Origin of the sequence: Butyrivibrio proteoclasticus P6B7 (assembly GCF_000622085.1) — a bacterium.
Taxonomy (GTDB): Bacteria; Bacillota; Clostridia; order Lachnospirales; family Lachnospiraceae; genus Butyrivibrio; species Butyrivibrio proteoclasticus_A.
On record NZ_JHWL01000012.1, the window covers coordinates 16,897 to 34,349 of the forward strand.

The following is a 17,453-nucleotide window of genomic DNA, read 5'->3' on the forward strand; positions in this document are numbered from 1 at the left end:
AAAGAATCCTAGAGCTTATCTCTAATTATTCTATGGATTATAGTCTTAGTTTCCTGTTGATGATGAAGCATCAGCAGCTGCTACTGGAGCAGGTGTGCCAGGTGTCCATCCTGCAGGATCTGTAAGAATACCGTTTGCATCAAATGTGCAGGATACGTTATCAAGAACTGCCGTCACATTTACAAGCATTCTTCCGTTGTTAGCGTCGAAGTAGCGCCATCCTTCTGGTGTCTGAACCCATCCAACAACCTGATGTCCATCTGCTGGATCAAGGTAATATACACCATCCTGAAGGGATGCAAGTCCAAGAACCATCTTGCCGTCTGCTGCGAAGTAGTAAGACTTGCCTTCAATTGCGTTCCAGCCTGTAACCATCTTACCATCTGGTCCGAAGTAATATCTTGCAGAAAGATCTCCTGACCATCCAGTGAACATTACACCATCAGCTCCAAAGAGGTATACTGCGTTATCTACTGACTGAAGTCCTACGAGAGCTGCGTGGTTAGCTGCAAAGTAGAATCTCTGTCCCTGTTCGTTGGAGTACCAGCCTGAAATAGCTACGCCGTCTGCACCGAACATGTACTTGCCACTCTCAAGAGCGAACATTCCAGCCTGCATGATACCGTTCTCGTTGAAGTAGTAGAGCTTGTCTCCAATCTGAGTAAGTCCGGTATGCATGATGTACTGCTCATCAAAGTATCTGATGCCATCCTCAAGGTTTACAAAGCCTCTCTGGCAAAGGCCATCAGCGTTAGCGTAATAAACTGTTCCGCCAAGGTTAAGAAGTCCTGTGCATCTGACACCATTCTCATTGAAATAGTAGTGACCGCCGTCTATATCAGCAAATCCAGTCTTAGCAAGACCGCCTGCGTTAGGATCAAGGTAATAGATACCGCTCTCGTCCTGGAACCAGCCTGTCTGAATGAATCCGTTGGCGTCAGCATGATATCTTGCGCCGCTAAGGTTAATCCAGCCGTACTGCTTGCGGTAGTTATGATAATAATAAACATGTCCACCCCAGCTGTTAAAGCCCTCTGGAATGATACGTGAGAAATAGTCCACATAAAGGTGGTTAACATCACATCTTGTTGGGACACCAGCATATGTAGCATGTGAGCTTGACTGCCACATAGCGTAATCACCAGGATAATCGCAGGCTGTGTTGTACTGAGCTACCCACTTAGCTGATGCTACGTTAGGCATTCTCTGAAGGAACCAGTTCCTGCTGGCATATACCATTGCCTCATAGCCGTTGGCATTGATGATGCCACAGAATGTATCTGCGATTGCCTGAAGCTGGCCTGCATTAAGGCCCTTCTGGCAAGAATCCTCAATATCAATTGCGATTGGGAAAGTAACTGTATAAGGTGCTATCCAGGCAAGTACCTGATTAGCCTCAGCTGCTGCAGCCTCTGGTGTTGTTGCATAAGAGTAAATGTAGATACCTGTTCTGATACCTGCTGCATTAGCTCCATTGATGTTATTAACAAACTGTTCATCAAGGCCCTTCTTGGTTGTACCAACTCTGATCATGGCGAATCTAACGCCTGAAGCCTTGACCTGCTGCCAGTTGATTGTTCCCTGATACTTGGAAACGTCGATTCCCACTGCCACTTCTGGTCCAACGGCCTCAGCCTTAAATGACGCGGCAGGAGAAAAAGACAGGATTGCTACTACCCCCAGTAACATTCCCAGTGAAAGTATGATGTTTCTAAGCTTTTTCATCAAAATATCTCCCCTCAGTTTTAAGCATGTCTTAACATTTAAATTATACTTGGATATCATTAGGCGGGTCAACCTATTTTAAAAGAGGTACCGGTATAAACCGATACCTCTCTGAATAGTTATTTCTTTTGACCTATTCTGCAATTAAGCGAATGGGTTCTCTGTAGGATATGGAAGTGATGCAGGCTGGTTGTAGCCGATTACTTCTGCTCCTAAATACTTAAATACTTCGTAGATAGCCTTTCCAAAGTGACCGAATGCTACTGCACCGTGGTGAGGGAAGTTGTGCTGGATAAGAATGTGTCTGTAGAATCTTCCCATCTCTGGAATAGCGAATACACCGATACCACCGAAGGACTGTGTAGCAACAGGAAGAACCTCACCCTGTGCAACATAAGCCTTAAGATGATTGTCAGATGTGCTCTGAAGTCTGTAGAATGTGATGTTTCCAGGAGCGATATCGCCTTCAAGTGTTCCCTGTGTAACTTCCTCAGGAAGGTTTCTAGCCATAATTCTCTGGAACTTCATCTCGCAGCTTGAAAGCTTGCTTGTGCATGTGTTTCCGCAGTGGAAGCCCATGAATGTATCTGTGTGCTTGTAATCAAACTTGCCTTTGATTGACTGCTCATACATATCAGCAGGTACAGAGTTGTTGATATCAAGAAGTGTAACAGCGTCGTCAGAGATGCATGTTCCGATGAACTCAGAAAGTGCACCGTAGATATCTACTTCGCAAGATACAGGGATTCCTCTTCCTGTAAGTCTTGAGTTAACATAGCAAGGAACGAAACCAAACTGTGTCTGGAATGCAGGCCAGCACTTACCAGCGATACATACGAACTTCTTGCTGCCCTTGTGCTCTTCGATCCAGTCAAGAAGTGTAAGCTCGTACTGAGCAAGCTTGTCAAGGATCTCAGGCTTCTTGTTGCCAGCGCCAAGATCTTTTTCCATATCAGCTCTAACTTCTGCGATTCTAGGATCTCCAGCGTGCTTATTGAATGACTCGAAGAGGTCAAGCTCTGAGTTCTCTTCAATCTCAGCACCAAGGTTGTAAAGCTGCTGAATAGGAGCGTTACAAGCAAGGAAGTTCATTGGACGAGGTCCGAATGAAATAACCTTGAGGTTAGCAATTCCGTAAAGAGCTCTTGCGATTGGCACGAACTCGTTGATCATCTTAGCACACTCATCAGCTGTTCCTACTGGATACTCTGGGATGTATGCCTTTACGTTACGAAGGTGAAGGTTGTAGCTTGCGTTAAGCATACCGCAGTAAGCATCTCCTCTACCATCGATAAGGTCGCCCTGTGACTCCTCTGCAGCTGCGCAGAACATTACAGGTCCGTCGAACTTCTCAGCAAGAAGTGTCTCAGAAATTTCTGGTCCGAAGTTGCCAAGATATACGCAAAGTGCGTTACATCCAGCCTTCTTGATATCCTCAAGAGCTTCCATAGTCTGAGTCTCGCTCTCGATGATACATACAGGACACTCATATACGTCCTTGTCGTTAAAGTTCTTCTTGTAAGCCTCTACTAAAGCTTTTCTTCTGTTAACAGCAAGTGATGCTGGGAAGCAGTCACGGCTTACTGCAACAAGTCCAATTTTTACTTCTGGAATGTTAATCATAAAAAATCCCCTTTCTACGCTTAAAAAGCGCATCTAAAACTATTCATATAATCCCAAGAGCTGCCCGCTCTATTTGGTCAAAAAACATATGCCTCATGGCATTGTGCCCCGACGTATCTAATTATCTGTCATGGCAAATCAAAATACAATTCGCGAAAATGTAGAAATTTGGGGCTGAAATTTATTCAAAATGCTTGTAGTTATTATCAGAGTGTCAGATCAAATGAAGCACACTTGTGGCCTGTAAGTTCCTCTGATCTTGCGCCTGGCTGCTGTGTTCCTGCGAAGATTCTGAAGTTCTTTCCAAAGATCTTACGCTGACCCTCTTCATTAACTGAAGTGAAAGCTTTTTTATCAATGTTGATCTGAACTTCTACCTCTGATCCAGCTGGAACGTGTACTCTCTTAAATCCGCAAAGTGTAGGATTTGTTGTGGCAAACTCAGAATCCAGGTCCTTAATGTAAGCCTGAACAACCTCATCGGTGTCGAACTTACCATCATTAACAACAGTAACGATAAGAACTGCGCCCTTAGCCTCATCATCTTCGATGCCTTCAACTGTGAAGTGGTTCTCTGGCTTAACGTAGCAGTCACCATATGTAAGACCATATCCGAATGGATAAAGTGGTGTGCCTGTGAAGTATTTGTAAGTTCTGTTCTTCATTGAGTAATCTCTAAAGTCTGGAAGATCGTCAGCTGACTTGTAGAAGGTTACAGGGAGCTTACCTGATGGAGATACTTCTCCAAAGAGGATGTCAGCGATATCTGCGCCACCTCTCGCTCCAGGATACCATCCCTGAAGAACTGCATTAGCTTTATCCTGAGCAACAGAAAGATCTATTGCACTACCTGCCATGTCGATAACGATTGTTGGCTTGCCACACTCAAGAGCTGTGTAAAGGAGCTGTCTCTGAGGAAGTGGAAGGTTAAGATTGATCTTATCTCCTGACGCAAACTGGTTACCTGCATCACCCTCTTCTCCTTCAAGATTCTCATCAAGTCCAACTACAACCACCAGAACGTCTGAATACTCAGCTACTGTCTTAACCTCTGAAAGTCTGTCAGGAAGGTTAGGATCTGCAAGGTTACTGATGTTGTCCTTGAAGATGTCGCAGCCCTCTGAGTAGAGAACTCTTACGTCATCCCCAACCTTGTTCTGAATTCCCTCAAGAACAGTGATGTATTTGGATGATGTTCCGTGGTAGTTACCAATAAGAGCAATTCTTGAGTTGGCGTTTGGTCCAACTACACCGATTGTCTTGATGTTGTCCTTGTTAAGAGGAAGAAGTCCGTCATTCTTAAGAAGAACTACTGACTCCTTAGCTGCTCTGCTGGCAACTGCAAGGTGTTCCTTGCACTCAACTACTGTATATGGAATCTCGTCGTATTCTGTCTTATCAAACATTCCCAGGAGGAATCTTGCTGTGAAGAGTCTCTCACATGATGTTGTAAGAAGGTCTTCGCTGATGATGCCCTCTCTGTATGCGTTCATGATCTTCTGATATGTGCATCCGCAGTTAAGATCACATCCCATTTCAAGAGCAAGCTTAACTGACTCTTCAGGGCTTGATGTAACCTTGTGGTTCTCATGGAAATCTCTTACTGCCCAGCAGTCTGATACGAAGTGACCTTCGAATCCCCACTTACCTCTAAGAGTATCTACCATAAGTGGCTTGTTAGCACAGCATGGCTCTCCGTTGGTTCTGTTGTAGGCACCCATAACAGCCTCAACACCAGCCTCTTTTACAAGAGCTTCAAATGCTGGAAGATATGTCTCCTCAAGGTCTTTCTTGGATGCCTTGGCATCGAAGAAGTGTCTGTCTCCCTCAGGACCTGAGTGTACAGCGAAGTGCTTGGCACAAGCTGCTGCCTTCATGTACTCTCCATCTCCCTGGATTCCCTCTACAAAAGGAACTGCCAGTCTGCTTGTAAGGTATGGATCCTCACCATAGGTCTCATGTCCTCTTCCCCAACGTGGGTCACGGAAGATATTAACGTTAGGAGCCCAGAATGTAAGGCCCTTATAAATATCTCTGTCATCATGCTTGGACTGCTCGTTGTACTTGGCACGTCCCTCTGTAGCAATGATCTCACCGATCTCTTTCATAAGCTCTTCATCAAAAGCTGCAGCCATTCCGATGGCCTGTGGGAACATTGTAGCTGTACCCGCTCTTGCAACACCGTGAAGCGCTTCATTCCACCAGTTGTATGCTGGAATTCCAAGTCTATCTATAGCTGGTGCGTCGTAACGAAGCTGTGAAGCCTTCTCTTCAACAGTCATCTTGCTCACAAGCTCGTGCGCACGTTTTCTTGCTTCCTGTCTGTCCATTATTATCCCTTTCTTATTTGTATTCCCGCCAGCTAGTCTTATGTGATTCGCATTAATTCCAGTTACATTCCATTAGACCAGTGTGCAGCAATCTCATCTTTCATAATTTTACATTGCGGTGGTCTTGTTTTCTTACCATATTTTGCCTTCCTACTCTTAATATGTGCGGAGGCGATTTTCTATATTTGCAACAAATAAAAACGCTTATCTGTATTAATGATAGAGACAGGAAAGGGAGGATTTATAGATATGACCAACCAGATGCCCAGGAAAAAGATAACCGTGCTTAAGGTTCTTGTTGCATTTATTCCAATAATTCTTTTTATAATCGCCACAGGATGGGACATGCAGTTATCCCACCCAAGATATAACGTATTTAAACTAGTCTTTGATTCAATAATCATGGGACTTATGTGCATGCTCTGCGGCGCAGGATTTGGCCCATTATCCTTTGCCATCTACCTTATTATTCAGGGTCTTGGAAAGGTAAGTGATATCTGCGGATTCATAGGGGTTATTGTGGGAGTTTTTGCAGGAAACATTTTAGGATTTTTTGGAATGTACATCCTTGCCATAGAAGGCAACACAGAATACGGCTACAAAATGACTTCCTATTTAGGAATTGCGTATATAATAATTGCTGCCATTATTCTTATCATTAATATGATAGGATATGCCAACAAAGAGTAATAGCATTTACACTTCATGTATATTTAGACGCAACAAACAGAAGATTTTAGCACAAAAGAAACGGATAAGATGAAAAATATCATCTTATCCGCTTTCTCTATTCTCGCACAATCTAACCCTAATCCAAATTCACGCTATATCTTGCTTTATTTCCACTCTATCAAATAATTTTCACTAATTGGCACTTACTCCAACTCAATCCTCTTAACCCCATACCCAAAGAAGCTATCATAAGTAGCCAGAATAACATCATCACCTTTCCTGGTTCTACCATAGGTCTTAGGGCTCACTTCATATCTCTCGTACTTGCCATCATTATCAATAGTGAAGTAGTAATATACAGATCTATGCTTTCCGCCAGATACTTGCTTCTCCTTTTTCACAACATATACTTCTTCTTTCGTTGAAGAAGGCGCATGAGCAACAACGGCAAATCCATAGGCAAAAGCATTAACTAAAAACAATGTTATGAACAGTGTTATCACATATGCAAGAATCTTCCTTGGAACATTTGACTTGATTCCCATCTGTCTATTTCTGCGTCCGCGGATTACACCAGCAATTCCCACAGCAAGAACAGCTACAACCACAACAAAGGTATTAAAGCTAGCCAAGTTATTCACATTAAACACAAAGAATCTAATAGAAAAAAGCCCTGCTAACAAGTACCCTATGAAAGCAGCTGAAATAACAGCTCCACCCACTTTGCCGTAATCTCTTTTCGCAGCGACATCCTTATAACGAACATATTCGCTCCCGACAGCAATCCCGATAACATCAGAATACAACAGTCGGAAAATCAAGAAGGCAGGCACAATGGTCATTACCCATTCTGAAAAAACGCGATAATTTAGGAAAAACTTGTCAACAAACATCAGGATCGGTGACAGGATTCCCACCACTGTTCCAGCATAAGGTATCAGGCCAACCGAATAGTCATGATCAATTTCTACAATATCATCAGCATTCTTTTTTCGTGGCTTAGGTTTCTCAGTAAGATACATGGAATGCTTAACGAGATAGTTTTCCAGTTCCTTAAAGCCCCTATGATATTGTTCATAAATAGAGACGTGCTTGTCTCCATAATATACCTTTAGAACCCTGGTTCCTTTTCTGCTCTTATTTTCAATGTCGTCATATCTATATCCCAGAAGCTCTCTTTTAGTTATCGCCACTGGTCTACCTGGAAATCTACGTATTATCAATCCATCGTTATGCACTTTAATATAGGCACCCATCACCGCTAAAGCATGATAAATGCAGTAAATACCAAAGCCGAGTATACTTCCAAAAAATAGAATTATAAATAGAATCAAAGCTACATCAAACGCTTCATCTTTGCTTGGCGCAGTTACCAAAAAATAAAAACCAAAAAAGCAAAGTGCTCCCATCGGATAAAACAAAACTATGGGAAACACTTTGCTCTTAACTTCAAATAAAACTATACTCAATTCTGTGACTCCTGTGCTTCATTTTCCTGTCTCAAAATATTAGCACATTTTTCAGATTAGTAAATCTCTCTACCCTTTTCATCTGCAATTCCGCTCTTACGGAAGAAGTAAGAGTTGACCTGATCACGCCATTCCTTAGCATTATAAAGCTGCATCTCAAATCTGTGCTTAACCAGATTAAATACTTCCTGAGGCACCTTGCCCTCAAGGGAATCCCAGGTCTTAGCAAGCTCTTCAGCCTCTGCTTCGCCCTCGAAGTGACTGTCATAGATGTGCTGGATCAAAGTCTTGCCAGTCTTAAGCTTATATGTATAAGGAATATGGTGGAAGAAGAGAAGGAGCTCCTCTGGACATGTAGCAGGGTCATTGTACATGCTGGCATTTGGCTCATAGTACTGCTGAGCGTAGCCTGTGCCCTTGTCTGTTCTGTCTACACCAATTCCAAGATGATCAGCTCTGTGGTAAGTGCCCCAACGTGAATACTCGTAGCCGTCAACACTTGGTCCGTAGTGCACGTTAGGAGTTACCATCCAGCCTATTCCAAGAGGAGAGGTGTACTTCTCGTAGATCTCTCTTGATCTAAGAAGCATGTCCACAAGCTTGTCCTCCTCAGCCTTCTCAAGGCCAAAACTCATGCGAACCCACTCTCTTGCAATCTCTTCAGAAGTAAGCTCAGTATTAAAAGCAAGTCTTCCAAATCCATATGTATTAGCTGCTGCCAGGTAGTTACCTGTCCAGTTGTAGTCATTACCTGTGTTAATAACTGCTGCCATTCCGGCAAGCTTATTGCCCATGGTTCTGCCGCTTACAACATCAGCAACTGTGTCCTTGCCCTCGCAGCAATGTGTGTGGAAATCAAGAACCTCCTTGAACATAGGCATAAGGTAGCAAAGGTCGATCTGATGGCCTGTGTATTCCTGTGCGATCTGCACCTCCAGCATCTGGTTAGTCTTGGTGAGACCGCCAAGAAGTGGAGAAATAGGCTCTCTTATCTGGAAATCCATAGGACCGTTCTTGATCTGGAGGATTACATTGTCATGATAAGCTCCGTCCAGATCCTTGAAGTAATCGTAGCCAGCCCTTGCTCTGTCTGTCTTGTAGTCTCTCCAGTCCTGAGTGCAGTTGTAAACAAAGCATCTCCAGATGATGATTCCGCCATAAGGAGCCACAATATCACCAAGCATGTTAGCTCCGTCGGCCTGAGTTCTTCCATATGTGAATGGGCCAGGTCTTCCCTCAGAATCCGCCTTTACGAGGAATCCACCAAATCCAGGAAGTCTTGTGAACACTTCCTTGGCCTTTTCCTTCCACCATGCGATAACGTCCTCATCGAGAGGATCGCAGACCTCAAGGCCTCCGAGCTCGATAGGAGCTGCAAAGTTAAGTGACAGATACAGCTTGATGCCGTAATCTGCAAAGATTTCCTGCATCTTCTGAACCTTGTCAAAAAATCTATCGGTGATCAGGTAAGTAGCGGCGCCCTTAACGTTAACATTGTTGATAACAACGCCGTTGATACCTACGCTGGCCATGAATCTTGCGTAGTCTACAGTTCTTTCACCAATGACAATATCGTTATTCTCAAAGAAGAAGGACTGTCCTGAATAGCCTCTCTCAATGCTGCCATCCATGTTGTCCCAGTGGTTCGTCATTCGAAGCGGATTAGATGGCATCTCGCCCTCATCAAGAGAAGCCAGATCCTTACTACATGCCTCAGCTCTAATAAGCGCAAACACACCATACAACGCGCCATTTGCATCAGAGGCCTTTACCAGCACCTTTCTATCCTGTGAAAAGAGCTTATATCCTTCCGCAGCAACGCTCTCATCTTTAAAAAGAACTATCTCACGCTCTTTACCTAAAAGGCCCTTTGTAAGCTCTTTTACCGCGCTAGCTATCACGCGGTCAGCCTTATCAAAGCCCTCAAATGTCACCTTCACTTCCTTGTTAGCATCGCAGCCCTTCTTGTCATAGTCAAGCCAGAGCTGTGTCCAATTACTGTTCCCCATTTCAAAAACCTCTTTCCCTAAATATTTCAACAGATATTAGTAGCAAATTTAATCATCATTGTTACTATAACTCAAATCCATTTTGAAAACTCCTCGTTTCCTTACCAAAATATTGCCCAATATGTGCTATTTGCCAAGAACAGCTAAAAATGTGCTATTCACTAAACATTGCGTTCCCAGGACCCATAATGTAAAATGTTTGCGGAGGAAACGCTATGATAGATGATATTAATTCTCAGGCACGTGAGCATATTAACTATGACACGCTTAAGGGCGTTCTTTTATATCACAACACCCTTTCAGAATATCCAATTCACTGGCACAATGAGGTGGAGCTTATCCTGCCACTATCAGGATCTCTCAAGCTCAAGTTCCACAATGATACCTCATCAGTGATCACCTGCAATCCAGGAGATATAATGCTTGTGGCTCCTGGTACTTTGCATGAATATCTGTCAGTGGCTCCTGGCGGAGAGAAGCTGATACTTCTTTTCGACATCGCCAACTATTCACAGGTATCATCCCTGATACCGCTTTTGCAGACACTTCCTCCTTACGTACACATCAAGCAGGATGAGTATCCAGTAGAGACTGCCCGCCTTCAGAACTATTTCTGGGAGATTGACAGACTTTACGGAGAAAGCGACGAATTCCTTCAGGTAAGTGTGTACTCACTTGTAACACTAATCCTTGCCCAGATTGGAAGCATGCACCTTGGGGAGAAGCCTAAGACTGACGATGCTCCAGATCCTCAGCGCAAGAATATTGATAAGCTCGTATCTGTTACCAACTACATTGACGCTCACAGGTCAGACGACCTGACTGTGGAACAGCTGGCTGAGATTGCAGGCTTTTCCAAGTTCCACTTTGAGAGACTTTTCAAATCCTACATGGGAATCTCATGCTATCAGTACATTACCAAGCGCCGCGTGTTGATGGCTCAGGAGCTCCTTGGAGACACAGATCTGTCTGTTATGGACATAGCTCTTCAGTCAGGGTTCTTTAGCCTTTCCACCTTCAACCGCGTGTTCAAGGATATCAACAAGTGCTCTCCAACTGAATTCAGGAAGCTCTATCGTACTGGTGCCGACAGAACTCCCTGATCATTCATACAATCATATTTAGTTCCAGATCACTGATAACCACCAAGAACTACTAGTTATCAAATATCACTCAAAACGGAAGCTCTTAAAATCAAAATTGCTTCCAGGTAAAAATACAAATGAAACACTCCAGCTTCCTGATTTCTTATCAATTGGGAAGCTGATTTCTTTATATTCAGAAGTCTTAGGGAACTCAAGAATTTCCTTGGTCTCCTCAGAATCATTCTTCATTCTAAGGTGAATGGTGTTGGCCCCCTGGGTCGCTCTTCCGGTAACCACAACCTCAGTAACACCCTCACTTCCAAGCTCCATCTCATCAAAGGTAATGGTCACGTTATTACCAATTCCCTCTACAGAATCTGCCTTCTTAGTAAAGCTGTCACCATAGATGGAATCTGCGTTCAGCACGCTCTCACCTCGCAGGGCCCGGAGCTGTCTTTCAAAGGAGAAGCCCTTAAGATGCATCTTCTGATTCACCTTAAAGCTCATGGTCTTAAGTCCAACCAGCACCTTGTCCAGCTTATAGGTCACATCCTGGTAGGTATTCCAGATCATGCCCTTATCATAGACCACATCCCCAATAAGCTCTGCCCCTGCTTCTCCAGGAACGCCGTCCCAGATCTCAATAGGGAATGAATCATTGGTAAGAGGGAAAATCGGCATGGTTATCGTATCTGACCCATCCACTCCAAAGTCCACACCGCTGTAGGTAACTACAGTCTCTGTCTCTCTGCCAGTGGCAACGCCCTGTTCATTACCGCTTCCCACCTGTCCAACTGTTGAAGAGTACATGCATCCGGGAACAAAATCGTAAGGATCAAGGAACGCCTTTCCAACTCCAGATACCTTGAAGTTAAGGGCGGACATAACCTTAACACAGTCGCAGCCACTCTTTGCTTCGCACCTAAGGACGAACTCTCCATCTCCAAGGGCTGTAACTGTAGCCACGTTTCCTTCCCAGGTAACCTCTGCAATATTGGATTTAACGCACTTTTCATTAAGCACCTTGAAGGTCAGCTCTTTATCTGTAGCATCCTCTGGCAGCACCTTGGCTGTCACCTTTACAGTTTTATGGTCAGGCCCCAGCTCACATTCATCCTCTGGTAAAAGAACTATCTTCCTAACCGGAATGTCTGCAACAACCTTTTCAACATGAACCTCTGGAACCTTATACTTAACTGCGTCTGAATCAGAACAGTTATCCACATCAGCCTTTATAATTGCCAGTAGTTTTCCACTAAATAATCTTCTGTTATCAACCTTGAAGCTGTCGTAGTCAGCACTGTCACCATTATCAAGTGCAAGGAGCTTACCACCTTCAACAGTTACTTTAACTCTGTCTACAGCATTCTCCACAGGATTGCCATCCTTGTCGATGGCGCTTATCTCAGCAAAAACAAGATCACTTCCTGCTTCCTTCATAGCTCTTTTATCAAGATTAACCACGAAGGAGTCTGTATCTCCAAAGGATCTGTGCTCGTCAGATGCGATCTCTTTGCCATTGTCATCGTAGGCCACAGCCCTGATAACGCCTGGCTCATAGGCAACCTGATAATCTCCAAGGACATTCATGCCACTGCCCTTTTTGTTTGAGAGAGTTCTTTTGCCAAGGCTCTTTCCATTTAGGAAAAGCTCCACAACTGGCGCGTTGCTGGCAACTCTCACATCGATGATCTGGCCCTCATTAAAGTCCCAATATGGAAATACGTGAACAAAAGGATCCTTGTCGCAGGTCACCCAGGCTGACTTCCAGATGTAGTAGGCATCCTTGTAAAAGCCTGCGGTGTCGATGAGGCCAAAATAAGAATTCTTAGTATCGTAGGGAGTTGGCTCTCCCAGGTAATCATAGCCAGTCCAAAGGAACTGACCCATGGAATAATCAGTGTCTCTGTCTTTGCAGATACAAGCTTCGATACTCTCAGCGCCCCAGCAGGTAATGGAGTTACCAAGGCTTGAGCACTGCAGGTCTGAGTCTGAGAGGATCTGGGTTGCCAGAGGGAAATGATAGATTCCCCTACTCTGCACAATTGAATAGGTCTCGCTTCCGTAGATGATCCAGTCAGGATACTTCTTGTGATGGTCCTCGTAACAGCTCTCAGCATAGTTATAGCCTGCAAGCTTGTAGTGGTCCGCACATTTCTGGGCATTTTCCCACTGCATATAGTTGGAAGCAATGGTCACTCTTGCATTCTTCCTTGGATCATGGAGTTCCACAAGGTTCATAAGCTGCTTGGTAATATCTTCGCCGTGCTCATCACAGTGGGTGTCGTAGATCTCATTACCAATGCTCCACATGATGACACAAGGATGATTGCGGTCGCGCCTTATCCAGCTCTCCACATCTCTTTCGTGCCATTCCTTAAAGTAATTGGAGTAGTCGTACTCTGTCTTTGGCTTCTCCCACATGTCAAAGGCTTCGGAGATCACGAGAAATCCCATGGTATCAGCCATCTCCAGCACTCCCGGATCAAACATGTTGTGGGCAAGTCTAAGGGCATTAACTCCCATATCCTTAAGCTGCAACAGCCTTCTCTTCATGGCTGTCTGATTGTAAGCTACCCCAAGGCCTCCTAAATCGTGATGAATGCACACGCCGTTTAGCTTGGTGTTCTTGCCGTTTATAAAGAATCCTTTTTCAGGGTCAAAAACAAAATCTCTAAAACCAAAGGGCACTTCTTCCTTCTGTATTGTGACGCCCTTTATCTTAAGCTCCACCACAAGGATATAGCGAACTGGGTTGTCCAGATCCCAGCACTCAATGTCCTGGATCAGGAACTCGGCCTGATTCCTGCCTTCCTTAAGGTTGTTGGAATCGATCATCTCCTGATAGAGCTCGTTGCCTTCTGTATCCGTAAGGGAATAGAAGACCTCCACGTTGTCCTCAGGGTTTAATTTCTTTTCCCTGTTGTTACAGTTCTTGTCCAGATACTCATCGATGAGTTCTTCCTCGTCCTGATACTCCCTCTTTATCTCGGTATCAACGAACAAAAGAAATCCCTCTGATGCCTTCTGGGTATGCAGATAAATTCCATTCTCAGGGATATAGGTCTTTTCATACTGGCAAAGCCACACGTTGCGGTAGATTCCGCCTCCGGTGTACCATCTGGCGCTTGGGTATCTGCACCTAAGAGCCACCATGATAGTGTTCTCGCCTTCCTTAACATACTGACTGATATCCAGGATGAACTGGGAATAGCCGTATCTCCAGACCCCAGCCTTATGTCCATTGACAATGACCACTGCGTTCATATAAAGGCCATCAAAAACAAGCGTAGTTACTTTGTCAGCAACTTCCAAGTTGAATTTCTTGTAATACCATCCACAGGCGTCCTTGTAGAAGCTACTGACCTGGCCTATCTGAAAGTCATGAGGAATCTCAACATCCTCAAATTCCTGAAGGCGGTCCATAGCATCCTCGTATGTAGTCCCAATCTCAGTTCGCAAAAATTTCCAGTCGTCGATGAATAGTGTCTTCACGTGTTATTCCCTTTCTGTTATCGGCAAGTCGAACGGTGACATAGGGATGTCAGTGATGTTGGTAACAAGGCCTCCATGGTAGGTATCATCAACGCACCACTGTACTCGTGATGGGTCAAAAGAACTATCTTGTGGAGTTAAAATGATCTGACTTCCACTAAGGTGGGCTGATGCTTTAGCTCTTTTACCATCCTCGTCTACGATGTAGAAGTCTTCAAGGTCTGTTCCCTTTCCTGCATCCAATATATGAAGGCCTTCGGCGTGGGAAAGATTTATGCTGATTGCAAGCTTGCCGTCCTGGTGAATTCCAGTGGCACTTTCCGCAACAGGCCCCATGTACTCTCTATTATAACCATATTTGATGTGGGCTGCTAGCAAAGAAAGCCTTTCTCCAACAGGTTCTTTGGTAACAGGGTGAAGATCATTGTCCTCGCCAAGGCCAAGAGTTACCACAAGACCTGTGGAAGGAAGCTCTAGGAGCTTATTCTGCTTAAGTCTGAAAGGTCCCCACTTATCCTGGTCGTTAAGGTCTATTGTAAAGTTAGGGAGCTGTACTCCGATGAATGGAAGGTTCTCCTCTCCCCACATTTTGCGGTAGCCTTCCACCTGTCTCTTAGTTAGATCTGCGTAGTCGTATGGCTCATGGGTGTTGGACTCGCCCTGATACCAGATGACGCCGTCGATCTTGAAATTATGGCAAGGCGCAGTCATGGCGTTGTAAAGACCTGTAGACTTCCAGTTAACAAAGTCTGTTGGCTGAATCTGCTCAGTTGTAGCGCCGATTCTGTACTGCCATGTGCCATCTACGTTAACAGCAAGTTCTGGCTGATCATTTATAAAGAACTTGTAATCCTTGTCCGGAGTGAATCTTCCAAGTCCGTTCTCCACAACAAGTCTTATTACTATTGTATTATCTTTTTCCCTGGTAAGGCCTTCTCTTATGTCATATTTGCGTGGTGGATACTGATAAAAAGTCTCACCAACCTTCTCTCCGTTGACGAATACCGTATCGGAATCAACCATGGTTCCAAGGAAAAGACGCATCTTCTTACCTGCCATTTCCTTGGGAAGGTCGAAGGTTCTTCTAAACCAGACTACGCCAATAAAGCCCTTAAGCTCTGTATCTACAAACATTGCAGGGATATTGAATGGCTTCCACTCCCCTGAATCCTTGGAGAAATCTGCCTTGTCCCACTTCTCCTTAAGGCCAAGGTCTCTTGAATCCAAGTCCTGATGCCAGTTCATGGCATTGTCCATATTTCTCTTTTCAACTGATTCTACAAAGTAGTCGTCTGCGTATTTATCAGTCTCAGCAAGAAGCTCATCGTAGCCCTCAAGCATTTCTCTGCTCATCCAGGAGCTGATTCTGGAGCCGCCAAGGCTGGCGTCAATAAAGCCCACAGTCTGACCTGTGATCTGCTGAAGGTGCTGTGCAAAAAAGGTTCCTGTGGCAGAAAAGTCCATGATGGTTTCCTGGGAAATACTCTTCCACTGACCTGATTCAAGCTCCTCAAATGGTCCGTGGTAGCTGGACTTAGCTGTGATCTTGAAGGTTCTGATCTTGTCATTTGGTTCTGTATGTAGAAACTCTGGATATTTATCTTTTACCCTTGTTATAGGAAGCTCCATGTTGGACTGGCCTGTGCAGAACCAGACAAGGCCCAGCATTACATCCTTAACAGTCTTAGTGTTGCCAAGATCGTCAGATACTACAAGTTCGTATGGTCCGCCACTTTCCCTTGCAGGAAGGTAGAGATCGAAACGTCCCTTCTCATCTGCCTTTCCTGTCACTTCGTCCTTTTCAAGTCTGGCTGTGACCTTGGCTCCTGCCTCATCCCAGCCCCATATGTGAATGCTCTTTCTTCTCTGTAATACGCAGCCATCTGATAAAAGCCTTGGTAATCTTAACTGTGACATAATCTCCCACCTCATATATTGTTTTTCGCTCTCATATCAAACAATTATATAGGTATGTGTTTTTGTTTACCGCGTATATAATGCGGCTATTTTCTCAATTTATGCGTTGCGAAATAAGCGCAGCAATACTTAATTGCAATAAAAGGCCCGAACCCCCGTCAATAGGTTCGAGCCTTAAGTTTTTTATTTTTTGTCAAAGCTGTCGAGAATGTCAGAAACGCCGCCAGCAACCTTTCTCATGTTGTACTCGTTAGGGTTGATGTAAGCCTTTCTGAAATCAAGAACTGTGTTACCTGACTTGATTCCAAGAATGATCTTGTCGCGAAGTTCTGTATCCAGCTGGTGAGACTGAACGTACTGGATGTAATCGCAAAGAAGCTCCATGTAGTTGCCCTTTGGACTAAGAACGATGCTAATGATAAATTCAACAACCATGATGGCGATGAATACAGGACTCTTTGTGTACATGTACAGAAGAAGGAATGGAATCATGAATACTGTTGAGATCTTATTGCAGATAAATCTCTTGAATTCCAACTTAACTGTCTTAGAAACAAAGCTCTTTCCATCCTGAACAAAGTATGTAACAAGATCATAGAACTGGTCCTGATTAGCCTCTTCGTAGTAGCCCAGCTGATAAAGAATAACGATACTAGCTGACTCCTTGAGAAGTCTCTCAACAATTCTCTTATAGGTGCTTGCAAGCTCCTTAACATAAGGCACCTGCTCCATCATATCACCAAAGGCCATAGCACCCTTTGCTACCCAGTACATGATACGGCCGCAGCTTCTTCTGTACTGCCAAAGGTTTCTTCTACCGAACTTTCTGATTCTCTCAATACCCTCTTTAACAGGGTTATCTGAGATTGGCTTGCCAACAAGGGCGCGAGCATACATAAGTCTCTCAGCCTCATCCAGAAGGTTCCAATAGGACATTGTAATTCCCCAGATAATGAGCAGAATGATACCACCCACGATCATAACGATTTCATTTGAAATAAACTTGAATGCCAGCAAAGCAATTGCAGATAAAGCAAGAATAATGAGTGCAAATGGATATGACTTCTTATTAAACTGCTTCTGGATAGACTTTGCTAATCTTTTTCTTTCCTCCAACTTAACTTCCTC

At 44.2% G+C, this 17,453-nt stretch carries 10 protein-coding genes; 2 read left to right on the top strand and 8 right to left on the bottom strand.

Annotated elements, in window-relative coordinates:
- Positions 1-45: 45 nt before the first annotated feature.
- From T541_RS0109955 to T541_RS0109965, 3 genes are all read right to left on the bottom strand, one after another.
- Positions 46-1,725, bottom strand: a complete 1,680-nt coding sequence (locus tag T541_RS0109955) for a GH25 family lysozyme (protein ID WP_026652600.1) — start codon at positions 1,723-1,725, stop codon at positions 46-48.
- A 144-nt stretch (positions 1,726-1,869) separates the two neighbouring features.
- A complete protein-coding gene (locus T541_RS0109960; RefSeq protein ID WP_026652601.1) occupies positions 1,870-3,348 on the bottom strand; it encodes an L-fucose/L-arabinose isomerase family protein in 1,479 nt (492 codons plus the stop codon).
- Between the two features lie 206 nt (positions 3,349-3,554).
- A complete protein-coding gene (locus tag T541_RS0109965; RefSeq protein WP_026652602.1) occupies positions 3,555-5,678 on the bottom strand; it encodes a glycoside hydrolase family 3 C-terminal domain-containing protein in 2,124 nt (707 codons plus the stop codon).
- Between the two features lie 249 nt (positions 5,679-5,927).
- On the opposite strand from T541_RS0109965, the gene T541_RS0109970 reads away from it, so the two are divergent.
- The gene (locus tag T541_RS0109970) at positions 5,928-6,368 is read left to right on the top strand and encodes a hypothetical protein (protein WP_026652603.1); all 441 of its coding nucleotides are present in this window, start codon (positions 5,928-5,930) and stop codon (positions 6,366-6,368) included.
- A 185-nt stretch (positions 6,369-6,553) separates the two neighbouring features.
- Here T541_RS0109970 and T541_RS0109975 read toward each other — a convergent pair whose 3' ends face one another.
- On the bottom strand, positions 6,554-7,819 hold the full coding sequence (locus T541_RS0109975) for a hypothetical protein (RefSeq protein WP_155839494.1): 1,266 nt from the start codon (positions 7,817-7,819) through the stop codon (positions 6,554-6,556).
- Between the two features lie 56 nt (positions 7,820-7,875).
- The gene (locus T541_RS0109980) at positions 7,876-9,828 is read right to left on the bottom strand and encodes an alpha-glucuronidase (protein ID WP_026652605.1); all 1,953 of its coding nucleotides are present in this window, start codon (positions 9,826-9,828) and stop codon (positions 7,876-7,878) included.
- A 215-nt stretch (positions 9,829-10,043) separates the two neighbouring features.
- Here T541_RS0109980 and T541_RS0109985 point away from each other — a divergent pair, with 215 nt between their 5' ends.
- Positions 10,044-10,931, top strand: a complete 888-nt coding sequence (locus tag T541_RS0109985) for an AraC family transcriptional regulator (protein WP_026652606.1) — start codon at positions 10,044-10,046, stop codon at positions 10,929-10,931.
- A gap of 66 nt (positions 10,932-10,997) precedes the next feature.
- On the opposite strand, the gene T541_RS0109990 is transcribed toward T541_RS0109985, so the two are convergent.
- From T541_RS0109990 to T541_RS0110000, 3 genes are all read right to left on the bottom strand, one after another.
- On the bottom strand, positions 10,998-14,408 hold the full coding sequence (locus T541_RS0109990) for a glycoside hydrolase family 2 (protein WP_026652608.1): 3,411 nt from the start codon (positions 14,406-14,408) through the stop codon (positions 10,998-11,000).
- Positions 14,409-14,411: 3 nt separating this feature from the next.
- Complete coding sequence (locus tag T541_RS0109995) at positions 14,412-16,325, bottom strand: sialate O-acetylesterase (RefSeq protein WP_026652609.1); 1,914 nt, start codon at positions 16,323-16,325, stop codon at positions 14,412-14,414.
- Between the two features lie 183 nt (positions 16,326-16,508).
- Positions 16,509-17,441, bottom strand: coding sequence for a hypothetical protein (locus T541_RS0110000; RefSeq protein WP_026652610.1), 933 nt, complete (start codon positions 17,439-17,441; stop codon positions 16,509-16,511).
- Positions 17,442-17,453 lie beyond the last annotated feature (12 nt).